Below are 21,098 nucleotides of genomic sequence, written 5' to 3' on the forward strand. Positions count from 1 at the left end.
TTACTGACGCACAGCAAAGGGATAAATCGGCTGAAAAGCGTTTCACCGTCCACTCAGACCGGACAATCCAACTCAATCGTAAAACGGCTCGACCAACGCGCGGCTGCCAACAAAGAAACTGTCCGCCACCAGGCGCAACGGTTGCAGGTCGAGGTCGCTGGCCTTGTCGCCGATCAATTGCTGGAAGTGGCGATAGACCGCTGCGTATTCGCCCTCCTCAGACACGCTTTGGCGCTCGCCGTCGATGCTCAGCACCGCGCCGCCGGTGTCCAGGCGCAGGACGCCTTCGACGCAGCGAATTTCGATGCTCCACAGTTCGTCGTGGCCATGGTCGAAATCGAACTCGGCGCGTACGTCGAGCTGATGCGCATCAGACATTTTGATCGAGGCGGCAATCGGCGACTGGCAGTTGCTCGGCACGCGCAGCTCGGCGGCTTCGACAAACAGCGGCAGTGCCAGCAGGTGGGTGATGATCGACAAGGCGTTGATGCCCGGATCGAACACACCCAGGCCACCCGGTTGCCAGATCCACGCCTGGCCCGGATGCCATTTGCGCACGTCTTCCTTCCAGTCAATCTGTACGCTTTGCAGGGTGCGGCTGGCCAGCCAGTCGCGGGCGGCGGCGATGCCCGGTGCGTAGCGTGAATGCCAGGCGAACAGAGCACTGACGCCTTGTTCAGCGACCTGATCGACCAGGGCCATGGCCTCGCCCAACGTTGCACAGGGCGGTTTTTCCACCAGCACGTGCTTGCCGGCCGCCAACGCCTGTTGCACCAGGGTAAAACGCCCTTGCGGCGGCGTGCAGAAGGCAATCGCATCGACGGCCGGGCCGTTTTCAAGCAGTTCGCCCAGCGACTGGAAGTTTTCCACCCCGGCGCAAGGTTTGCCCTGGGTGGCGACCGCTACCAACTGGAACGCGGGGTTGGCGAGGATGGCGGGAACGTGTTGATCCTGGGCGATCTTGCCGTAGCCCACCAGGCCGAGACGAATCGGTTGCATTACAGACTCCTGTTGTTGTTTTGGTCTTTGCAGCGCAGCGGCAAGAGTACGTGTTTCTACGCCCGCCTCCAATCGTCATACTATTTAAATCGATTCTGATCACAACGAACGAATGGGCGTATCCGTCATTTCTTCTTACACCTTTTGTCGTCCGATCCCGCACCGCGCGGCGATCGGCAGCCGGCGAACAGCCTCAGTTTGCTATCATGCGGCGCTTTTACGGTTAACCCCCCGCCAGTCCTGCCGACTCGCGGGCTGCAAAAGGCGGTATTAGATGACGGCTTTGTTGACTCGCCGCAAGGTACTTGCGGGAATGGGCGTGCTCGGGCTCGGCCTGCTCGCCGGTTGCGATACCCGTGGCCAACTGTCGTACAAGTACGGCAAGGATCTGAGCGACAAGATCCTCGGACGCACCTTCAAGCTCAAGAACCCCGAAGGCGAGGCCATGTCGCTGTCGAGCTTTCGCGGGATGATGCCGATGATCTTCTTCGGCTTCACCCAATGCCCGGCCGTTTGCCCCACCACTCTGGCCCGCGCCGCACAGATCAAAAAACTGATGGGCCGCGACGGCGATCGCCTGCAAGTGGTGTTCATCACCCTCGACCCCGAACGCGACACGCCGCAGATCCTCGACGCCTATGTCAAAGCCTTCGACCCGAGCTTCGTCGCGTTGTACGGCACGCTTGAGGAAACCAAGGCGACCGCCAAGGAATTCGACGTGTTTTACGAGAAAGTCCCGGCCGGCGACACCTACACCATCTCCCATACGTCCACCAGCTACGTCTACGACTCGCGTGGTGAGTTGCGCCTGGGCCTGTCCACTTCGCTGACAGCCCAAGAGTGCACGGAAGATTTGCTTACTGTTATGGAGGTCTGCTGATGCATCCCGTTCTGAATCACCTCAAACGCACCGTATGTGCACTGTCCCTGCTCGGCCTGGCCTTCCAGGTCTCGGCACAGACCAAAGTCGACGACGCCTGGGTCCGTGCCACCGTGCCGACCCAGTCCGCCAGCGGCGCGTTCATGACCGTCACTGCCGACAGCGACAGCAAGCTGCTCAGCGTTGCCTCGCCAGCGGCCAAGGACGTACAGATTCATGAAATGAGCATGAAGAACGACGTCATGACCATGGGCCCGGTGAAGTCGGTTGAGTTGCCTGCCGGCAAAGCCGTGAGCTTCGACCCGAACGGCTACCACGTCATGCTGATGGGCCTGACCGGTCAGTTGAAGGAAGGCGACAGCGTGCCGCTGACCCTGACCGTGGAAAACGCCAAGGGCGAGAAAGAAACCATCGAAGTCAAGGCACCGGTTCGCGCGCTGACCAACATGGGCGGCCACGATCACAGCAAGATGCATTGATCGCTGACTGAAAGACTGTTCGCCCGACAGATAAGCGGGGCGGCTTGATCGATGATCGTGCCGCCCCGTTTTTTATGGAAACGATGCTCTGACCGCATGGAAAGCTTGCTTTACATAAGCAAAGATTTCGATGAGGATGTAAAGGGTCTTTTACAGGGAGTTGAACATGAATCGCTATCACCTCGAAATGGGCGCCGCATTGACGCTGTACACGCTCGTGCTGATCGCCTCGGTAGTTGCCAGCCAACATTTTCTGGACGCCCATCTGCTGTTGCGTTCAGCCGTCGCGCTGGCGCCGATGATCCCCGCCGGATTGATGTGCTGGGCTATCGTGCGCAACCTGCGGCGCCTGGATGAAATGCACCTGCGCATCCAGTTTGAAGCGCTGGGCTTTGCCTTCGCCGCTTCCGCGTTACTGACGTTCAGCTATGGCTTTCTCGAAAATATCGGCGCCCCGCACATACCGTGGACCTGCGTATGGCCGGTGATGGCCGCGATGTGGATCCTCGGTCTGCAAATCGCCCGACGTCGCTATCAATGAAAAATCACCTCAAGGCGCTGCGCGCCGAGCGCAAGTGGTCACAGGTCGATCTGGCGCAGCGCTTGAAGGTCTCCCGTCAGACCATCAATGCCATCGAAAATGAACGCTATGACCCAAGCCTGCCGCTGGCCTTCCAGATCGCGCGAGCGTTCGGGTTGCCGATTGAAAGCATTTTCGAGGATGGGGAAACGTCCATTTCCGACTCGCTGTGAGCGCTGCCACTGACGAGTATTAGCGGCAGACCACAGGAGCCTGCCGCACTCCCCTCCCCTCAACTCCCCGCACCACCATGCGCTTCTTCAAAGAAGTAATCCTTCCAGCTCCCCGCCTTGTTTTTCAACACACCCAGTTCCTGCAATTTCTCGGCGTAGATGAACGTGCGTTGCGGTACAACGGTGAAGTCGATTTCCGGGTCTTTGACGATTTGCTCGACCAGGGCCAGCGGCAGTTTCGATTGCTCTACACGGATGTAGGCCTGGGCGGCGGCGGGTTTGTCGGCTTTGATGATGTTCTCCGCTTCCGCCAGTGCGTCATAGAAAGCTTTGTAGGTTTTCGGGTTTTCGTCGTGGAATTTTTCCGTGGTGTAGAGCACGTTGAACGTCGCCGGGCCGCCGAGGATGTCGTAGGAGCTCAGCACTTTATGCACGTTGGGGTTTTGCAGCGCCTGGTACTGGAACGGTGGGCTGGAGAAATGCGAGTTGATTTCCGAGCCGCCGGCAATCAGCGCAGCGGTGGCATCCGGGTGCGGCAGGCTGACCGAAATGTTGTCGAACTTCTTGAACTGGTCATCACCGAATTCCCTGGCGGTTTCTATCTGCAGGGTACGCGACTGGAAGCCTACGCCTGCGGCCGGCACGGCGATACGGTCCTTGTCGCTGAAGTCCTTGAGGGTTTTGATGTTCGGGTTGTTGGTCAGCAGGTAATTGGGCATCGACCCCAGCGCGGCGATGGCTTTGACGTTCTGCTTGCCCTTGGTGCGATCCCACACGGTGAGCATCGGCGGCACGCCGGCCGAGACGACGTCCAGCGCTCCGGTGAGCAGCGCCTCATTCATGGCCGTGGCGCCGGAAATGCTGTTCCAGTCGACCTTGATCTCCAGGCCCTGGGCCTTGCCGTGTTTCTCGATCAGTTGTTGATCGCGCACGACGTCGAGAATCAGGTAACCAATGCCGAATTGCTGGGCGATGCTGATCTTGCCCTCGGCCCGGGCGCCGCTACTGAACAGCGCACCCGCTGCCAGAGTAGCGGCCAACAGAGTCAGCGCAGAACGTTTGAACGGTGTGGCCATGACAACCTCGCAGCATGGGGGTGGGCTGAAAGGCATGACTTTATAGCTATAAAAAACGTAAATTAAATATCTTTATCGAATATCGATAGCACTCCGCGATTTAGCGTCTGCTGCTGAAATTCAGGAGCAGTGGATGGACCTACAACAGTCTGAAACAAAAAACTGCCCCTCCGAAAAACAGCCATACGTCCCACAACCCACGCCCGCTATGGGCACGCGCCGTTTCAGCGATCGCCAGCCGCAGGTTTTAAAAGCCGATCAGCCTTTCTGCCCTTGGTATCATCACCCACACTTTTTTGACCCTTTGATGACAAGCAGGCCTTTTTTGTGAGCGCTCTTTTCAACTGGCTGCGGCGGCCGAATGCCCGCCTTCTTTCTCTCATCGTTCTGGTATTGGTCGTGCCGGTGTGCCTGCGGGCGGCGCTGGGCTGGTCAAACCCGCTGGGCTTTTTGTCGGATCTGGCCGTCGGCAGTTTGCTGGTGGTAACGCTGCATCGCCGCGCATGGTGGCTGGCCTTGCCGGTGCTGATGTTCTGGGCGCTGCTGGCGATCGCCACGACAGAATTGGTCAGCGCCGTCGGCCGCCTGCCGACGCCTTCGGATATTCACTACCTGATCGACCCGCAATTCGTCGAAAACTCCACTGGCGGCGGACTTGCGCACCCTGCCCTGGCCATGGCGTTGCTGGGTGCCCTGGCGTTCTGGCTGCTGACTCAGTTTGTTGGTCGCGGCTTGTCTCGCCCTGCTCTCCCTCGCTCCGTCTGGGCCGCGCCTATTGTGTTGTTCGCCGCCCATTGGGGTGCGCAGAACCTGTGGCCGAATGACGGCGACGCCTGGCGCCTGTACAACCTGCCGCATCAGTTGCTCGCCAGTGAAGTCGCCGACCTGCAGATCCAGGCCGAGGAATGGCTCGACGGCGACGTTGAAGAACCCACACCGGCGATGGCCGGGCTCACCGACGTCGATCTCAATGGCCAGAAGCTGCTCGCCGCGCCGGGCCAGGCGCGCAATGTATTGATCATCGCGCTCGAAGGCATCCCCGGCGCCTACATCCGTGCCAACCGTGAGGCGATCGGCAGTCATTATCAGGAAGACCTGATGCCCAACCTCAGCCGCTGGGCCGAGCGCGGCATGAACACCCCGGATTACGTGCTGCACACCCATCAGACCATTCGCGGTCTGTACGCCATGCTGTGCGGTGACTACGACAAGCTCAACAATGGCACGCCCAAAGGCGTGGAAATGCTCACCCTCAACGAACGCAATCAGGCCTGCCTGCCGGCACAATTGCGCGAGCACGGCTTCAGCACGCATTACTTGCAGGGCGCGGGCCTGCGCTTCATGGCCAAAGACAAGATCATGCCGCACATCGGTTTCGATGCGACCCATGGCCTGGAATGGTTCAGCAACAGCAACTATCTGGAGTTCCCGTGGGGCAAGGATGACAGGGCATTTTTCGAAGGCGCGCTGGATTACGTCGGCCAACTGAAGAAGCAAAAACAGCCGTGGATGCTCACGCTGCTGACGGTCGGCACCCATCAGCCCTACTCGGCACCGGACGATTATCTGCAGCGTTATGAGACGCCCAAGCAGGCTGCCGTCGGTTATCTCGACGATGCGCTGGATCAGTTTCTTGCCGGACTTGAGCGCCAGGGCGTTCTCAAGGACACGCTGGTAGTGATCACCTCGGATGAATCCCACGGCATCGACGGCGTGCGGCTGGCCTCCTCATGGGGTTTCAACCTGACGCTGGCGCCGGAACAGGCGCAACTGCCGCGTCTGAATGCCGGGGTCTACGGCCACGTCGATCTGAGCACCTCGATCCTCGACTATTTCGACCTGCCGGTGCCGACTGCGCTGAGCGGCCGCTCGCTGTTTCGCGATTACGATTCGGGGCGCGAAATCATGTCGTTCACCAACGGCAAGCTGCGCTACCACAACGGCCAAGGCATCTTCTCCGAATGCGACCTGCCGCGCCGCTGCCGCTACTACCAAAGCACCGGTTTCATCGCCGAAAGCGCTACTTACAAAGGCACCTACAGCGGCCATCCGGCCCGGCAGATCGCCGCGCGCGCCGATGCGCTGGACCTGTCTTTGCTGCGCACACCGCTCAATCATCGCTACCAGTTCGGCAGCAACAACATCATCCCACTGCAAGCGCAGATCAAGGATGACTGGGCCGACAACCTGATCGGCGCGCAATACCTGGAAATGCCCAAAGGCTCGCACACCCGCGTGCGCCTGACCGTGCGCTCGGTTGATCCGCAGCAGGCGGCGTACATTCAGCTCAAGGCCAAGCAATTCGAACAGGACGTGCAACTGGGCCTGCCTACGGAAATGGTCGCCACGGCGGACCAGCCACTGGAGTTGGACTTCAGCTTTGAAAACCCGCAGCCGCGCAAGGCCTTCTCGTTTCATTTGCTGGGCTATGGCAATGGCGCGGTTGAAGTGTCGGACTTCAGCGTCATCACCGAATTGCCCGGCCAGGAAGATATTCTTGATGACGTTCCTGATGACGAAACCGCGCAATCCAGCTAATCCCTGTAGGAGTTGCGGTGAAAGAGTTTGCCTATCGGCCTCCAACAGTCGGGCTATTAGCCGACTTGCCAACTCGGGTCTAGCCTTACCAGTCCGAAGTCGGCACGAGCCGGCCGCAGACCTGATAGGGATACGAACATGGCAAACGAATCGAAATGCCCGTTCAACCACGCCGCCGGCGGCGGTACGACGAACCGTGACTGGTGGCCGAATCAACTCAATCTGAAAATCCTCAGCCAGCACTCACCCAAGTCCGATCCGCTGGGCCAGGACTTCGACTACGCCAAAGCCTTCAAAAGCCTCGACTTTCAAGCCCTGAAACAAGACATCAAAGCGCTGATGACTGACTCTCAGGACTGGTGGCCGGCCGACTTCGGCCATTACGGCCCGTTGTTCGTGCGCATGGCCTGGCACAGCGCCGGGACCTATCGCACCGCCGATGGCCGTGGCGGCGCCGGCTCCGGTCAGCAACGCTTTGCGCCGCTCAACAGCTGGCCAGATAACGTCAGCCTCGACAAAGCCCGCCGCCTGCTGTGGCCGATCAAGCAGAAATACGGACGCAATATTTCCTGGGCCGACCTGATCGTGCTCACCGGCAACGTCGCGTTGGAGTCGATGGGCTTCAAGACCTTCGGTTTTTCCGGTGGCCGTGCCGATGTCTGGGAACCGGATGAAGATGTGTACTGGGGTTCGGAAACCGAATGGCTGGGCGGCGACAACCGTTACGGCAAGAGCAATGGTCCGGTGCAGGAGCCCGGCGACGGCACGCTGGTGGCTGAGCCCGATCTGCATGGCCGCGAAGAAAGCCGTACCGATCAGGGCGAACGCAATCTGGAAAATCCCCTCGCAGCCGTGCAGATGGGCCTGATCTATGTGAACCCGGAAGGCCCGGAAGGCAACCCGGATCCGGTGGCCTCGGCCAAGGACATTCGCGAAACCTTCGGTCGCATGGCCATGAACGATGAAGAAACCGTAGCGCTGATCGCCGGTGGCCATGCTTTCGGAAAGACCCACGGCGCCGGCCCTGCCGACAATGTCGGTCCAGAGCCGGAAGCGGCCGGTCTGGAGCAGCAAGGTCTGGGCTGGAAAAATGCCTTCGGCACCGGCAAAGGCGCCGACACCATCACCAGTGGCCTGGAAGTCACCTGGACCACGACGCCCACGCAGTGGAGCAACAATTATCTGGAAAACCTGTTCGGCTTCGAATGGGAGCTGAGCAAAAGTCCGGCGGGCGCCAATCAGTGGCAACCGAAAAACGGCGCCGGTGCGGGCACCGTTCCCCACGCTCACGATCCGAACAAGAAGCTCTCGCCGACCATGCTGACCTCCGATCTGGCGCTGCGTTTCGATCCTGCCTATGAACAGATCTCCCGGCGCTTCCTGGCCAATCCTGATCAACTCGCCGACGCGTTCGCCCGCGCCTGGTACAAGCTGATCCATCGCGACATGGGTCCGCTCTCTCGCTACCTCGGCCCCGAATTGCCGCAAGAGGAATTGCTCTGGCAAGACCCGCTGCCCGACGTGACGCACGCGCTGATCGATGACAGCGACGCCACGGCGCTGAAAAACAAGGTGCTGGCTTCGGGATTGTCGGTGTCACAACTGGTCTCGACGGCGTGGGCGGCAGCGTCGACCTTTCGCGGCTCGGACAAGCGCGGCGGCGCCAACGGTGGTCGCTTGCGTCTGGCCCCGCAGAAGTTCTGGCAGGCCAACCAGCCCGAGCAATTGGACAAGGTGCTGAGCACGCTGGAAGGCATCCAGAACGAGTTCAACGGTTCGGCTGCCAACGGCAAGAAGATCTCGCTGGCAGACCTGATCGTCCTGGCCGGCAATGCCGGGGTGGAAAAAGCCGCGCAGAACGCCGGGCACTCAGTGTCGGTGCCGTTCTCACCGGGCCGCGTCGATGCTTCGCAGGAGCAAACCGATGTCGAATCGTTCGGCTTCCTCGAACCGATCGCCGATGGCTTCCGCAATTACAGCAAAGGCAAATACACGGTTGCGGCGGAAACTCTGCTGATCGACAAGGCGCAATTGCTGACTCTCACGGCACCGGAAATGACCGTGCTGTTGGGTGGTCTGCGGGTGTTGAACACCAACGTCGGGCAGACGCGGCATGGCGTGTTCACCGATAAAACCGATACGCTGAGCAATGACTTCTTCACTCACCTGCTGGACATGGGCGTGGAATGGACGCCGACGTCACGGGATGCCGATGAGTTTGAAGGCCGTGACCGCAAGACCGGGGCGCCAAAGTGGACGGCGACACGAGTGGATCTGGTGTTCGGCTCAAATGCGCAATTGCGCGCGTTGGCCGAGGTGTATGCCAGCGCCGATGCGAAGACGCAGTTCGTCAATGATTTCGTCAAGGCATGGACGAAGGTGATGAATCTGGATCGGTTTGATCTGCGTAAATAGCTGTTTCTTGTACTAATGAAAATGCCGCTCGTTGAGCGGCATTTTTTTTGTTGATCGTTCCCACGCGCAGCAAAGGAATGCAGCAAGGGACGCTCTGCGTCCCAAAGCCGACGCAGAGCGTCGGGAGAGGCATTCCCACGCAGAGCATGGGAACGATCAATCAAACGCCCAGGAGTTGATCGGCGTTACGCCAGGCTTTTGCTTACCACTTCATACACGTCGCTGGACAACGCTCCGGACGCCAGAATCCGCTCCAGCTCAGCCTTCATCAGCGCCTGACGCGCGCTGTCGTATTTGCGCCAGCGGGTCAGCGGGGCCAGTTGGCGCGAGGCGATCTGTGGGTTGAAGCCGTTCAACTCGATCACCAGATCGGCGAGGAAGCGATAACCGGACCCGTCCGCCGCGTGGAAGTTGATCAGGTTCTGCCCGGCGAACGCGCCGATCAATGCCCGCACCTTGTTCGGGTTCTTGATGTTGAACGCCGGGTGCTGCATCAACGCCTTCACCCGCTCCAGCCCGCCCGGCAAGGTGCTGCCGGCCTGCACGCTGAACCATTGATCCATGACCAGCGGATTGTCCTTGAAGTGCTCAGCGAAACTGGCGAGCGCCAGTGCCTTCTGCTCCTCGAACGGTGAGTTGACCAGCACCGCCAGCGCATTCAGGCGCTCGGTCATGTTGTCGGCGGTCTCGAACTGCTCCAGCGCCGCCGCCAGCACTTCCGGCTTGCCGCTGAGCATCAGGTACGACAGGGCAATGTTCTGCAAGGCGCGCCGGGCGAAGTGCTCGGCCTCGGCGACGTACGGAGTCTTTTTCGACAGGTCGCGGTTGGCCTGATAACGCAGCCACAGCGCTTCGAACAAGCCTTCGGCGAGTTGCTTGCGGGCAAACTCGCGAGCGACATGAATCGCCTCGACGTCAGCCACCTCGTTGATCTCGGTGAGATAGGCCTCCCCCGGCAGCGAGAGCATTTCGGCAACCATCGCCTGATCCAGCGAGTCGTCGGACAGCACCGTGCGCAGCGCCGACACCAGACGCGGATCGAGCTTCAGACTCTCGCCTTTCTGATGCTGGCCAATCAACTCTTGTAGCACTTGCACCGACAACTGCTGACCGGCATCCCAGCGGTTGAAGCCGTCGCTGTCGTGCTGCATCAGGAACATCAGTTGATCGCGGTTGTACGGGAAGCTCAGTTTCACCGGCGCCGAGAAGCCGCGCAGCAGCGATGGCAGCGGTTGCTCGTTAATGTCGACGAAAGTGAAGGTCTGCTCGGCTTCGGTCACCGAGATCACTCGGGTGGTGCCTTGCGCCGAGGCTTCACCGGCCAGACGTAGAGCAATTTCGTTGCCCTGGCTGTCGAGCAGGCCGAGCTCGACCGGAATCACGAATGGCAGTTTTTCTACTTTGTCCGGGGTCGGCGGGCAGCTCTGGCGGAAGGTCAGGCTGTAGGTTTTTGCGGCAGCGTCGTAGGACTCGCTGACGGCCAGACGCGGTGTGCCGGCCTGACTGTACCAGCGCTTGAACTGACTGAGGTCGACGCCATTGGCATCTTCCATGGCCTTGACGAAATCGTCACAGGTCACGGCCTGGCCGTCGTGGCGTTGGAAGTACAGATCGCTGCCCTTGCGGAAGCCTTCGGCGCCCAGCAAGGTGTGGATCATGCCGACCACTTCCGAGCCCTTTTCGTACACGGTCAGGGTGTAGAAGTTGGAAATCTCGATGAAGCTGTCCGGGCGCACGGCATGGGCCATCGGGCCGGCATCTTCGGCGAACTGGTGGGTACGCAGGTACGCCACGTCCTGAATGCGCTTGACCGTCGCCGAGTTCATGTCCGAGGAGAAACCGGCATCGCGGAACACCGTGAAACCTTCCTTGAGCGACAGCTGGAACCAGTCGCGGCAGGTCACGCGGTTGCCCGACCAGTTGTGGAAGTATTCGTGGGCGACGATCGCCTCGACCCGCTGGTGCGCGGCGTCGGTGGCGGTTTCGGCGCGGGCCAGCACGGCGCTGGAGTTGAAGATGTTGAGGCCCTTGTTCTCCATCGCGCCCATGTTGAAATCGTTGACGGCGACGATCATGAAGATGTCCAGATCGTATTCGCGACCGTAGACCTCTTCGTCCCAGCGCATGGATTTCTTCAGGCTGTTCATCGCGTGCTGGCACTTGTCGATGTTTTCCGGCTCGACATAAATGCGCAGCGCGACGTTGCGCTGGTTCATGGTGGTGAAGGTGTCTTCGACGCACCACAAGTCACCGGCGACCAGCGCGAACAGGTACGCCGGTTTCTTGAACGGGTCTTCCCAGGTCGCCCAGTGCCGGCCGTCTTCGCCGGGGCCGGAAGCGATCGGGTTACCGTTGGAGAGCAGCACCGGGTAGCTGTGCTGTTCGGCCACGACGGTGGTGGTGAACTTGCTCATCACGTCCGGGCGGTCGAGGTAATAGGTGATCTTGCGAAAGCCTTCGGCCTCGCACTGGGTGCAGAACATCGTGCCGGACTTGTACAGGCCTTCCAGCGCGGTGTTGGTTTCCGGGTGGATGCGCACGCTGGTGTCGAGGGTGAAGGTTTCACTGGTCGGCTGCAGGGTGAGGTGACTGTCCGAGACTTGATAGTCAGCAGCGCTCAGCTCCTGGTCCGCCAGCGTTACCGACAGCAGCTCCAGTTGCTGGCCGTCGAGCACCAGCGGCGGCAGGCCTGCGCCGCGCTCGGGGTTGCGGCGCATCACCAGTTGCGCGTGAACCAGGCTGTGGTCCTCGAACAACTCGAAGGTCAGGTGCGTTTCGTCAATCAGGTACTCGGGCGCCTGATAGTCCTTGAGGTAAATCATCTTCGGTTGTTCGGTGCGCATGCTGGAATCCTTATTGATGCACGGCGAGCTGATAGGCCGTGTATTTACGAATGTTGATCACGCCGGTGTCGAAGATCAGGTACTGGCCCTTGATCCCCAGCAGCGTGCCTTCGGCAATCGGGTTCTTGTCCAGGTTGAAGCTGACGATTTTCGCCGGGTATTGCTCGACGGGATAGCGGATTTCCAGCGGTTCGACATCGGCAATCGTCTGAATTGCCTGTAGGCCGAATCGCTCCTGCAAGCCTTGCAGGCCTTCGGCGCAGCTTTCGAACAACTGATCGCGCACCTGCGCCAGATCCACCGCTGCAGCATCGCCCTTGAGCAGGGCGCGCCAGTTGGTCTTGTCCGCCACCTGACTGCGGAACAGGTCCTCGACAAACCCCGATTGCTGACGTGTGGATACGCGCATGATCGGCAGCGCCTGACTTGCGCCCTGATCCAGCCAGCGGGTCGGCAACTGCGTGGCACGGGTGATGCCGACCTTGATCCCCGACGAGTTGGCCAGGTAGACCACATGATCAGTCATGCAGAACTGCTGGCCCCACACCGGATCACGGCAGGTGCCGGCGTCGAAGTGGCAACGCTCCGGACTCATGATGCACAGGTCGCACTGCGCCAGTCTGGTCATGCACGGGTAGCAATAACCCTGACTGAAACTGGTTTTGGTCCTGCGCCCGCAATGGGTGCAGTGGATCGCACCCAGGAATTCCAGACGCAACGTGCTGCCGATCAACGGATTGACCGGCACCTCGACGTCATCCAGACGAAACGCGTACTGCACGTTCGACCCGTCCAGACGCGCCGACATTTTGCTGATTGCACCGCGGCCAATCTCGATCAATGGATGGCATCCGACTTGAACAGGATGTTCGGCACTTCGATCGACTTCGACGCACATTCTTGCGGGCCCATGTAACCGGTGCGCTGGTCTTCAGGCAGGTTCTGGATTTCCCAGGCGATCATCGCCTGCAACGACAGCTCGCGCTGTTCGGCAGTGAGTTTGTTGCCGTCGGACCATTTACCGATCTCCACGGCCAGTTTCAGGCTTTCGTAGATGTCCGGGGTGATGTTGTTGATCATGTCGTTGAAAGAGGACATCAGGGTCTCCGTGCTCTTTACTGAAACAAAAATGTTAGACGGCCAGTTTACGGCGGTTATACAAACCGCCCAACAAACCGGTGAGGCATCCGATGAGTAACCCGCTCAGGTGCGCGGCATTGGCGATCTGGCCGAAACCGATCAGCGAGATCAGCCCGGACATGCACACCACCAGCCACACCAGCATCATTACCAGCACGCCGCGCGGCAGGCGATAGGCCGGATTCGGTGCCAGCAGCTGGAAGATCCAGCAATGCCCGAGCAAGCCGTAAAGCACGCCGGACAGCCCACCAAACAGGCTCGGGCCGCTCCAGACGAACTGCGCGTAGTTGGACACCAGACTGAACAGCAGCGTCAGGCCAATCAGGTTGATGCTGCCCTGACGCGACTCGATGCGCCGCCCCAGTTCCCAGTACCACATGCCGTTCATGGCCAGATGGAGAATGCCGAAGTGGATCAGCATCGGCGTGACCAGCCGCCACCACTGCCCTGCCGCCAGACTGTCGGCCAGCGGCGTGAAGTGGATGTATTCGCCGATCACGCGGAAATCGAGGAAGGTCAGCCAGCGCAGTGTCTCGAGGTTTTCGCCGAGAAAGGTCAGGCCAGCGACGATCAGGCTCAACAGCAGAATGAACCCGGTGGCTTTGGCGTGTTTCAGCTGTTCGCCGAAGCCTGGCCGTTTGAAGGTCTGGCCTACAGGAATATCCAGTTGCTGTTCCGGGTCGCCAGCCGGGAAGCGCTCGTACAGCGAACGCACGTCCTCGCTGATTTCCTCCGGCGCCCACAACACCTGCTCGCCCGCCTCTTCGCTGACCCGATGGGGCACTTGCATGCGCTGCAACAGTTTGACGAAACCGCTCAAATCCACCGCCAACGGCAGGCGCAATACCGCTACCGCACTCATTGCAGCACCTCCGGCCGCTCGACATCGACCCAGACGAATTTTTGCGGATCCAGGCGCGCTTCCTGGTCCAGACGATAGGCCACCAGTTTGCCGTAGAGCACCGCGCTGTAATCCAGGCACGCGAGGTTCGGGCGGATCGGCGCCGGTTTGCCGCTGCGCCAGTAGTGGCCGACGAACAGCAACGGCTCGTCGACGCCATAGCGCAGCAAAGAATTCTTTTCGCTTGAAGTCAGCGGCGTCTGCGCGACAGGTTCTGGCAACGCATCGGGCTGGAAGACGATGTCGCCGTAGGTTTTCGGGTCGTCTTCCCAGAATTTGGTGCGAAAGAATGAACGCACCAGACCGTCGCCGCTGGTCATGGTCAAGCCACCGGGCAGGCGCATGTCGGTGCCGCGCAGCAGGCGATCGAACACGGTGCAGGCGAAGCTGCCGGGAACGGCCGAGGCCTGGAGGAAATGCTCATCGACGCAGCCATTGGGGAACAACGCCCGCAGCGGCTCGATCAGTCCGGCGTCCCAGCAAGCGTGGACGACGCGGAAGCGCCCGGCATCGACGAACAGCGGCAGCTCGTAGAACCACTGCTGAAAATCATGCCAGTCACCCGGATGGTTTTCGAATTGAGTGAGGGTTTCCTGCAGCAGCCGCGCGTGGCGCTTGGTGTGCTCACGCACGAACTGCTTGCCGCTGCCCGGTGGTGCCGGGGTGACCCAGCCGAGCGCGTTGAATTCGTGGTTGCCCATGATGCACAGCGCCTGCCCCGCCTCGACCATGTCGTGGACGATGTGCAACGCCTCGCGAATGCGCGGGCCGCGGTCAATGATGTCGCCGACGAACACCGCCATGCGTGACGGATGGCGCCAGACCCCGGCCTGCTTGTGATAACCGAGACGGTCCAGCAAGTGTTCGAGGGTCAGAGCGCATCCGTGCACGTCACCGATCAGGTCGTAACTGCGCGCGGGATCGAGCATCAGTCGCCTCCGCCCCCCAGCTTGCTGCCCCAGCCAAGCTTGGTGCGGCACACCTCGTAGTAATTGTGATCGAGCGGATGAATCAGGCGCAGCTTCTGCGCTTTCTTGCTCACGGTAATGGTGTCGCCCGGTGCGCAGGTGAAATGGTTCTGGCCGTCGCAGGAAACCTGCGGGTAGATCTGCATATCTTTGGACACGACGATTTTCAGCTCACTGTTGCCATCGACCACGATCGGCCGTCCCGACAAGGTATGGGGGTACATCGGCACAATCACAATAGCGTCGAGCTTGGGATGCATGATCGGCCCGCCGGCAGACAAGGCGTAGGCAGTGGAGCCGGTGGGTGTGGCGACGATCAGGCCGTCGGCCTTCTGGCTGCAGACAAACTGGCCATCGATGTACAGTTCGAACTCGATCATCCGCGTCGATTTGCCCGGGTGCAGCACCACGTCGTTGAGCGCATCGCCCTGGCCGATGGCCTCGCCATGGCGACGCACTTCGGCTTGCAGCAGGAAGCGGTTTTCCACCAGATAGTGGCCATCGAGCACTTCGGCGACCTTGATTTCCAGCTCGTCCGGGCGAATATCGGTGAGGAAGCCGAGGCTGCCACGGTTGATGCCCAGCACCGGAATATTGTGTTTGGCCAGCGCCCGCGCGGCGCCGAGCAGGCTGCCGTCACCACCGACGACTATGACCATGTCGCAGACTTCGCCGAGCATCTTGCGCGACGAGGTTTGCAGGCCGTGGCCGGGCAGGACTTCAGCGATGGTGTCTTCGAGGATCACATGCAGGTGACGGTCGAGCAGAAAGCGTTTCAGTCGGCGGACGGTATCCAGCACCTGGGAACTGCCCAGGCGACCGATGATGCCGATATTACGAAATTGCTCCATGGGACCTCTGCGGACAATCGAAAACGCGAAAACCCGATTATGGGCGAAAGCGCCAGATAGACAAAATCCTTTCAGCCTCAAGGGCGGGCTCAGGTTTAAGGCTATGCTCGCAAGATGATCCTCTTTCCCGACCTGTTGCAGTTGCCTCATCAATTACGCCATCCCGAAGTGCGGGACCTGGCGTGGGTCATCCTCGCACCGCCGATGCTCGCCGCCACGCCGTGGCCGCAGCGCCATCCGCTGGCCGGCAGCGATTGGGTACATGACCCGCAGCGTCTCGAACACTGGCTGCGCCAGCTCGACCACGACAGTTACGGCCTGCTGCAATGGCTGGCGCAGGCGCGCACCCGGCGTCTGGGCCTGTATTACGAGCGTCTGTGGCAGTTCGCCGTGGAGCACGCGCCGGGCATCGAACTCATCGCCGCCAACCTGCCGATCCGCCGCGCCGGGCACACCCTCGGCGAACTCGACATGCTGCTGCGTGACCGCGACGGCGTGCATCACCTGGAATTGGCGATCAAGCTCTACCTTGGCCCGCAGGCTGGCGATGGCCGCGATCCGGCGCAGTGGCTGGGGCCGGGTTGTCATGACCGGCTGGATCGCAAACTGGCGCATCTGGCCGAGCATCAATTGCCGATCTCGGCGCGCCCGGAAAGCCGCGAAGTGCTCGCCGCGCTGGATATCGAGACGTTCAGCGCGCAATTGTGGCTGGGCGGTTATCTGCTGTATCCGTGGCCCGGGCAAGCCGATTCACCCCACGGCGCGCATCCGCAACATTTGCGTGGCAGTTGGCTGCATCAGAAAGACTGGCCGGCGTTTGTCGCGCAGCGCCCGCCGGGCCGCTGGCAACCCCTGCCCCGCCACGCCTGGCTGGCGCCGGCGCATTATCCGGCGGATCAGGTCTGGGCGGATGAGCATCTGCGTTTGTGGCTCGAAGACCTGCCAGCGTTGGCCCCGGCGCAGTTGATGGTGCGCCTGACCGAGAATGCCCAGGGCGAATGGGAAGAGGCGGAGCGCCTGTTTCTGGTGGCGGATCTTTGGCCGAATGTGCCCGGCCAAACCTGAGATTTGTGGTGTCTGACCCAATTCGCGAGCAGGCTCGCTCCCACAGAGAATCCATTTCAAATGTGGAATGCGATCCCTGTGGGAGCGAGCCTGCTCGCGAAAAGAGCAACTCGGTCTATAGGGATAGCCGCACCGCCAAAGCCGCCAACGTCACCAGCAACACCGGCACCGTCAGCACAATCCCGACGCGGAAGTAATAGCCCCAGCCGATGTGAATGCCCTTGCGCTCCAGCACATGCAACCACAACAAGGTCGCCAGACTGCCGATCGGAGTGATCTTCGGCCCCAGGTCGCTACCGATGACGTTGGCGTAGATCATCGCTTCCTTGATCACGCCGCTGGCCTGACTGGCGTCGATCGACAGCAAGCCGATCAACACCGTCGGCAAGTTGTTCATGATCGACGACAGCAGCGCCGTCAGCACCCCAGTGCCCATGGCCGCGCCCCACACCCCGTGACCGGCGAACACGTCCAGCCACCCGGCGAGGTAACCGGTGAGCCCGGCGTTGCGCAGGCCGTACACCACCAGGTACATGCCCAGCGAGAAAATCACGATCTGCCACGGCGCTTCTTTCATCACTTTGCGTGTGGAGATCTTGTGACCGCGCGCAGCGATGCCCAGCAGCAGCGCGGCACACACCGCCGAAATTGCGCTGATTGGAATGCCCAGCGGTTCGAGGGCGAAGCAGCCAATCAACAGGATCACCAGCACCGCCCAACCGGCATAGAACGTCGCTTTGTCGTGGATCGCGGTTTGCGGATTTTCCAATTGTTCCGGGTCGTAAGCCGCTGGAATATCGCGGCGAAAGAACCACATCAACATGCCCAGCGTCGCCGCCACGCTGACGAAGTTGACCGGCACCATCACCGCGGCATAGCGGTTGAAGCCGATGTGGAAAAAGTCCGCCGAAACGATGTTGACCAGGTTTGACACCACCAGCGGCAGGCTCGCCGTGTCGGCAATGAACCCGGCGCCCATGACGAATGCCAGCGTCGCCGCCGGTGAAAAGCGCAACGCCAACAGCATCGAAATCACGATCGGCGTGAGAATCAGCGCCGCGCCGTCATTGGCGAACAACGCAGACACCAGCGCACCAAGCAGCACCATGAAGGCAAACAGTTTGCGCCCACTGCCCTGCCCCCAACGCGCCACGTGCAGCGCCGCCCAGTTGAAAAAGCCAGCCTCGTCGAGCAACAGGCTGATGATGATCAGCGCCACGAAGGTGCCGGTGGCGTTCCAGATGATCTGCCAGACCAGCGGGATATCCGTGAGGTGGACGACGCCGAAAATCAACGCCAGCACGGCGCCCAACGTTGCACTCCAGCCGACGCCGAGCCCCTTGGGTTGCCAGATGACGAGGGTGATGGTCAGCAGGAAAATCAGTGACGCAGCGAGCATTCGCAGAAGCCTTCAAATAGCGAAACGGGTGGAAATCGAACAAATGTGGGAGCGAGCCTGCTCGCGAAGGCGGAGTGTCAGAGATGAAATGATTATCTGACACACAGCCTTCGCGAGCAGGCTCGCTCCCACAGTGAGTTTCGGTGAGCTTATTTCTTGTGTTGCTCGACGAACTGGCCGTACGCATCGATGAATTTCTGCAGGAACGGTTTCACCGAGTCGCTCAGCTTGCCCGCTTCATCAAACGCGTTGCCTGCACCGCCCAGATACGCTTCCGGCTGTTGCAGGCAGTGAATATCGAGGAAAACGAAGGTCTGGCGCAGGTGCTGGTTAGCGCCGAAACCGCCGATGGCGCCTGGGGATACGCTGATCACCGCGCCAGGCTTGCCGCTCCACGCGCTCTGGCCATAAGGGCGCGAACCGACGTCGATGGCGTTCTTCAACGGTGCCGGGATCGAACGGTTGTACTCGGGGGTAACAAACAGCACCGCGTCGGATGACGCCACTTTCTGACGGAAAGTGCTGTAGGCTGCGGGCGGAGAATCGCCGTCGATGTCTTCGTTGTACAGCGGCAGTTCACCGATTTCGACAATCTCGAGCTTGAGATTGGCCGGTGCCAGTTCGGCGAGGGCCAGTGCAACTTTGCGATTGATCGATGCTTTACGCAGGCTACCGACCACTACGGCGACGTTGTAGACATTGCTCATGGAAGACTCTCGATGGTCCGTGGGAAGAGTCGCTAGTTATAGATGATCCAGTGACGCTTTCACCAGTGGTCATTGGTTTTTCCTGCCCGGGGAATATTTTTTTCCTGCAGGAAAACTTACCAAGCTTGATGACGGTCTACAAAGCCGCAAATCAAGCGTTTTATCTCCAGAGGTTCTAAGCAGATGGCAGCAGTACTCGTCGGTCAGTTTCATGCAAGAGATGCGGAAGGTCGCGTTTATTCCGTGCATGAATTCCAGGAATCGAACCCGTCTGCAGACGGATCCACTGGCTCGGAGCCCATTTACAGACTGGCCATTGGCGATCGGGTCAATAAGGTCAGTGACAGCGAGTTTCTCCTGGTTCAATCAGGCATTACCCTGATCCGTGAACCTGAGCCAACTGTCGCTCAATAACCCGGCGTTATGAGCAGAAGTCATGCGAGCGGACTTGGGGTAGGATTCAGCGTCTGACCCCACTTGCTGAACATGGACTTCACGCATGCGTTTACGCCACATCGAAGTGATTCAGGCGCTCTTGCAGACCGGTCACCTGGGCACCGCCGCCGAATGGCTGCAATTGCCGGTGACCGAGGTCGAAGAGCGTTTGCGCGAAGCCGAGAGTCAGCTGGGATTCATGCTGTTTGCCAGCGTCCGCGGGCGCTTGCAATCGACCCCCGAAGCGCGCGCCCTGCAGGTGGAAATCGCGCACGTTTATGAGGCGCTGGAGCCAGTGCAGCGGCTGGCCAGCAGCCTCAAGCAGTACCTCGCCCCGCCCTTGCGCATCATCGGCACCCCGCCGCTGGCCCAGCAATTACTGCCACAAAGCCTTGCGACCCTGCGTCGGCGCTTGCCCGACGCACCTTGCAGCCTGCTCAGCGCGCCGACTCGCGACATCGTCCGCAGCCTGTTATTGCGTGAAAGCGATCTGGGCCTGAGCCTGCACGACCCCGAACACCCCGATATCCACTGCCAATCGCTGGCCCAGGGCAAGCTGCAATTGCTCGCTCCGCACGGCTGGCTGCAACCCAAGCAGAAATACATATCCCTGGCAGACCTCGCCGGTCAGGCCATGGTCGGTCTCGAAGGTCAGGACCCGCTCAGCCCGGCGCTGGAAAACAAGCTCCAGGCCTTGCGTCCGGCGCCAAGCATTCAGACCCGCGTGCAGACCCATCAGATGATGCGCAGCATGGTCGAGGCTGGCGAAGGTCTGGCCATCGTCGACCCCTTCACCGCGTTGGGCGCTCGCACCAGTGGGCTTGACGCCTGCCCGCTCTCACCGGCAGTGCCGATCAACCTCTACGCCCTGACCTTCAAACATGCCACGCCGTCGGCGGCAATTCAGGCACTGCTGGCCATCGTCACGGAACAAGCCGAGGCGATGTTGTCGAGCTGAGTGGTTTTTCCAGCGGATTGTCGAACAGGCGATACCAGAACAGGGCGACCTCGGCGGTGTGCGCATCAATGCCGCGATAGCGCAACTGGTCGATACCGCCGATCACATAACCACAACGTTCATACAGACGACAGGCGCCGAGGTTGTTGTTCTGGGTTTCGAGCATGATGCCCGGCAGCTTTTTCTTGCGACTCCAGAACTGCGCCACATCGAGCAACGCCTTGGCCACGCCGTGGCGACGGGCCGGGGCATGCACAGCCAGTTCATCGATGTGGGCAAAGCCGTTCCAGTTGGTGCTGATCACCAGGTGGCCGACCGGCTCGTCGTCCAGATACGCCATGAAAATCGCGCTGTCGGGCGCGTTGTGAAAGGCGCTGAACTCTTCCGGATCGATGCCATAGCACTTGCGGTACGGCACGATCGGCGTCACCGGCCACTGCTCGACCGGTTTGCCGATCGCGGCAGCACCATAGGCGGCGACCTCGAAACTGAAGTCACTGCCCCAGATATACGGCGCGAAACCTTCATCGGCGACGCGCACCGACAACCCTGGGTATTTCGGATTCATGACCGGTTGCATACTGGGAAAAGTCCTCATTCCTTGACGCAGCCGACAGTGTCGACCTTGTTGTCGCGATGGATGATCGCCAGCGTGAATTTCAACTCTTTATACATGAGGCTCAGTGTCCTG

20 protein-coding genes are annotated in these 21,098 nt (G+C 60.5%); 9 read left to right on the plus strand and 11 right to left on the minus strand.

The window, feature by feature from the left end:
* Nucleotides 1–72 precede the first annotated feature (72 nt).
* The gene (locus ACZ0AZ_RS25095) at nt 73–999 is read right to left on the minus strand and encodes a Gfo/Idh/MocA family protein (RefSeq protein ID WP_463538387.1); all 927 of its coding nucleotides are present in this window, start codon (nt 997–999) and stop codon (nt 73–75) included.
* A 274-nt stretch (nt 1,000–1,273) separates the two neighbouring features.
* Here ACZ0AZ_RS25095 and ACZ0AZ_RS25100 point away from each other — a divergent pair, with 274 nt between their 5' ends.
* The 4 genes from ACZ0AZ_RS25100 (at nt 1,274) to ACZ0AZ_RS25115 (ending at nt 3,111) form a co-directional block, all read left to right on the plus strand.
* Entirely contained in the window at nt 1,274–1,879 is a 606-nt protein-coding gene (locus tag ACZ0AZ_RS25100) for an SCO family protein (RefSeq protein WP_463538388.1), read from the plus strand.
* Nucleotides 1,879–2,358 carry a copper chaperone PCu(A)C gene (locus tag ACZ0AZ_RS25105; protein ID WP_039763221.1) on the plus strand — a complete coding sequence of 160 codons (480 nt, stop codon included), beginning with the start codon at nt 1,879–1,881 and terminating at the stop codon, nt 2,356–2,358. Before ACZ0AZ_RS25100 ends, ACZ0AZ_RS25105 begins: the two co-directional genes overlap by 1 nt.
* A 166-nt stretch (nt 2,359–2,524) precedes the next feature.
* Nucleotides 2,525–2,899, plus strand: coding sequence for a hypothetical protein (locus tag ACZ0AZ_RS25110; protein WP_122880091.1), 375 nt, complete (start codon nt 2,525–2,527; stop codon nt 2,897–2,899).
* Nucleotides 2,896–3,111 (plus strand): helix-turn-helix transcriptional regulator, encoded by a 216-nt coding sequence (locus ACZ0AZ_RS25115; protein ID WP_073475280.1) that lies wholly within the window; start codon nt 2,896–2,898, stop codon nt 3,109–3,111. Before ACZ0AZ_RS25110 ends, ACZ0AZ_RS25115 begins: the two co-directional genes overlap by 4 nt.
* Before the next feature lie 59 nt (nt 3,112–3,170).
* On the opposite strand, the gene ACZ0AZ_RS25120 is transcribed toward ACZ0AZ_RS25115, so the two are convergent.
* The gene (locus ACZ0AZ_RS25120; protein WP_123441675.1) at nt 3,171–4,187 is read right to left on the minus strand and encodes an ABC transporter substrate-binding protein; all 1,017 of its coding nucleotides are present in this window, start codon (nt 4,185–4,187) and stop codon (nt 3,171–3,173) included.
* Nucleotides 4,188–4,514: 327 nt separating this feature from the next.
* Between ACZ0AZ_RS25120 and ACZ0AZ_RS25125 the strand changes: the two genes are divergently transcribed.
* The gene (locus ACZ0AZ_RS25125) at nt 4,515–6,725 is read left to right on the plus strand and encodes an LTA synthase family protein (RefSeq protein ID WP_463538389.1); all 2,211 of its coding nucleotides are present in this window, start codon (nt 4,515–4,517) and stop codon (nt 6,723–6,725) included.
* A 138-nt stretch (nt 6,726–6,863) separates the two neighbouring features.
* Nucleotides 6,864–9,140, plus strand: a complete 2,277-nt coding sequence (katG, locus tag ACZ0AZ_RS25130; RefSeq protein WP_310409456.1) for a catalase/peroxidase HPI — start codon at nt 6,864–6,866, stop codon at nt 9,138–9,140.
* Between the two features lie 185 nt (nt 9,141–9,325).
* Here katG and pepN read toward each other — a convergent pair whose 3' ends face one another.
* From pepN to ACZ0AZ_RS25160, 6 genes are read right to left on the minus strand one after another with little or no spacing between them, the layout of a single operon-like run.
* Complete coding sequence (gene pepN / locus ACZ0AZ_RS25135; protein WP_463538390.1) at nt 9,326–11,983, minus strand: aminopeptidase N; 2,658 nt, start codon at nt 11,981–11,983, stop codon at nt 9,326–9,328.
* A gap of 10 nt (nt 11,984–11,993) precedes the next feature.
* On the minus strand, nt 11,994–12,824 hold the full coding sequence (locus ACZ0AZ_RS25140; protein ID WP_039763226.1) for a DUF2797 domain-containing protein: 831 nt from the start codon (nt 12,822–12,824) through the stop codon (nt 11,994–11,996).
* Nucleotides 12,821–13,081, minus strand: a complete 261-nt coding sequence (locus ACZ0AZ_RS25145; protein ID WP_016774215.1) for a YeaC family protein — start codon at nt 13,079–13,081, stop codon at nt 12,821–12,823. The genes ACZ0AZ_RS25140 and ACZ0AZ_RS25145 overlap by 4 nt, the downstream gene beginning before the upstream one ends.
* Nucleotides 13,082–13,115: 34 nt before the next feature.
* Nucleotides 13,116–13,985, minus strand: coding sequence for a rhomboid family intramembrane serine protease (locus ACZ0AZ_RS25150; RefSeq protein ID WP_415762121.1), 870 nt, complete (start codon nt 13,983–13,985; stop codon nt 13,116–13,118).
* Nucleotides 13,982–14,953: a metallophosphoesterase gene (locus ACZ0AZ_RS25155; protein WP_463538391.1), complete on the minus strand. Its 972-nt coding sequence runs from the start codon at nt 14,951–14,953 to the stop codon at nt 13,982–13,984. Before ACZ0AZ_RS25155 ends, ACZ0AZ_RS25150 begins: the two co-directional genes overlap by 4 nt.
* Nucleotides 14,953–15,843 carry an NAD(+) kinase gene (locus ACZ0AZ_RS25160; RefSeq protein ID WP_016774212.1) on the minus strand — a complete coding sequence of 297 codons (891 nt, stop codon included), beginning with the start codon at nt 15,841–15,843 and terminating at the stop codon, nt 14,953–14,955. The genes ACZ0AZ_RS25155 and ACZ0AZ_RS25160 overlap by 1 nt, the downstream gene beginning before the upstream one ends.
* A gap of 114 nt (nt 15,844–15,957) precedes the next feature.
* Here ACZ0AZ_RS25160 and ACZ0AZ_RS25165 point away from each other — a divergent pair, with 114 nt between their 5' ends.
* On the plus strand, nt 15,958–16,908 hold the full coding sequence (locus tag ACZ0AZ_RS25165; RefSeq protein ID WP_463538393.1) for a DUF1853 family protein: 951 nt from the start codon (nt 15,958–15,960) through the stop codon (nt 16,906–16,908).
* Between the two features lie 115 nt (nt 16,909–17,023).
* On the opposite strand, the gene ACZ0AZ_RS25170 is transcribed toward ACZ0AZ_RS25165, so the two are convergent.
* A complete protein-coding gene (locus tag ACZ0AZ_RS25170; protein ID WP_463538394.1) occupies nt 17,024–18,307 on the minus strand; it encodes an arsenic transporter in 1,284 nt (427 codons plus the stop codon).
* Between the two features lie 149 nt (nt 18,308–18,456).
* Nucleotides 18,457–19,014, minus strand: coding sequence for an NADPH-dependent FMN reductase (locus tag ACZ0AZ_RS25175; RefSeq protein WP_039763234.1), 558 nt, complete (start codon nt 19,012–19,014; stop codon nt 18,457–18,459).
* Nucleotides 19,015–19,197: 183 nt separating this feature from the next.
* On the opposite strand from ACZ0AZ_RS25175, the gene ACZ0AZ_RS25180 reads away from it, so the two are divergent.
* The gene (locus tag ACZ0AZ_RS25180) at nt 19,198–19,428 is read left to right on the plus strand and encodes a hypothetical protein (protein WP_016774209.1); all 231 of its coding nucleotides are present in this window, start codon (nt 19,198–19,200) and stop codon (nt 19,426–19,428) included.
* Between the two features lie 85 nt (nt 19,429–19,513).
* On the plus strand, nt 19,514–20,407 hold the full coding sequence (locus ACZ0AZ_RS25185; protein WP_130000049.1) for a LysR substrate-binding domain-containing protein: 894 nt from the start codon (nt 19,514–19,516) through the stop codon (nt 20,405–20,407).
* Here ACZ0AZ_RS25185 and ACZ0AZ_RS25190 read toward each other — a convergent pair.
* Nucleotides 20,373–20,987 (minus strand): GNAT family N-acetyltransferase, encoded by a 615-nt coding sequence (locus ACZ0AZ_RS25190; RefSeq protein WP_039763237.1) that lies wholly within the window; start codon nt 20,985–20,987, stop codon nt 20,373–20,375. The genes ACZ0AZ_RS25185 and ACZ0AZ_RS25190 overlap by 35 nt on opposite strands.
* Nucleotides 20,988–21,098: the final 111 nt, after the last annotated feature.

Source organism: Pseudomonas sp. AC239 (genome assembly GCF_979258545.1).

Coding starts and splice junctions, on each gene's coding strand:
- ACZ0AZ_RS25110 (WP_122880091.1), top strand. CDS start 2,525: ATGAATCGCTATCACCTCGAAATGGGCGCCGCATTGACGCTGTACACG.
- pepN (WP_463538390.1), bottom strand. CDS start 11,983: ATGCGCACCGAACAACCGAAGATGATTTACCTCAAGGACTATCAGGCG.
- ACZ0AZ_RS25115 (WP_073475280.1), top strand. CDS start 2,896: ATGAAAAATCACCTCAAGGCGCTGCGCGCCGAGCGCAAGTGGTCACAG.
- ACZ0AZ_RS25105 (WP_039763221.1), top strand. CDS start 1,879: ATGCATCCCGTTCTGAATCACCTCAAACGCACCGTATGTGCACTGTCC.
- ACZ0AZ_RS25170 (WP_463538394.1), bottom strand. CDS start 18,307: ATGCTCGCTGCGTCACTGATTTTCCTGCTGACCATCACCCTCGTCATC.
- ACZ0AZ_RS25150 (WP_415762121.1), bottom strand. CDS start 13,985: ATGAGTGCGGTAGCGGTATTGCGCCTGCCGTTGGCGGTGGATTTGAGC.
- katG (WP_310409456.1), top strand. CDS start 6,864: ATGGCAAACGAATCGAAATGCCCGTTCAACCACGCCGCCGGCGGCGGT.
- ACZ0AZ_RS25185 (WP_130000049.1), top strand. CDS start 19,514: ATGCGTTTACGCCACATCGAAGTGATTCAGGCGCTCTTGCAGACCGGT.
- ACZ0AZ_RS25100 (WP_463538388.1), top strand. CDS start 1,274: ATGACGGCTTTGTTGACTCGCCGCAAGGTACTTGCGGGAATGGGCGTG.
- ACZ0AZ_RS25145 (WP_016774215.1), bottom strand. CDS start 13,081: ATGTCCTCTTTCAACGACATGATCAACAACATCACCCCGGACATCTAC.
- ACZ0AZ_RS25165 (WP_463538393.1), top strand. CDS start 15,958: ATGATCCTCTTTCCCGACCTGTTGCAGTTGCCTCATCAATTACGCCAT.
- ACZ0AZ_RS25155 (WP_463538391.1), bottom strand. CDS start 14,953: ATGCTCGATCCCGCGCGCAGTTACGACCTGATCGGTGACGTGCACGGA.
- ACZ0AZ_RS25175 (WP_039763234.1), bottom strand. CDS start 19,014: ATGAGCAATGTCTACAACGTCGCCGTAGTGGTCGGTAGCCTGCGTAAA.
- ACZ0AZ_RS25180 (WP_016774209.1), top strand. CDS start 19,198: ATGGCAGCAGTACTCGTCGGTCAGTTTCATGCAAGAGATGCGGAAGGT.
- ACZ0AZ_RS25095 (WP_463538387.1), bottom strand. CDS start 999: ATGCAACCGATTCGTCTCGGCCTGGTGGGCTACGGCAAGATCGCCCAG.
- ACZ0AZ_RS25120 (WP_123441675.1), bottom strand. CDS start 4,187: ATGGCCACACCGTTCAAACGTTCTGCGCTGACTCTGTTGGCCGCTACT.
- ACZ0AZ_RS25160 (WP_016774212.1), bottom strand. CDS start 15,843: ATGGAGCAATTTCGTAATATCGGCATCATCGGTCGCCTGGGCAGTTCC.
- ACZ0AZ_RS25190 (WP_039763237.1), bottom strand. CDS start 20,987: ATGCAACCGGTCATGAATCCGAAATACCCAGGGTTGTCGGTGCGCGTC.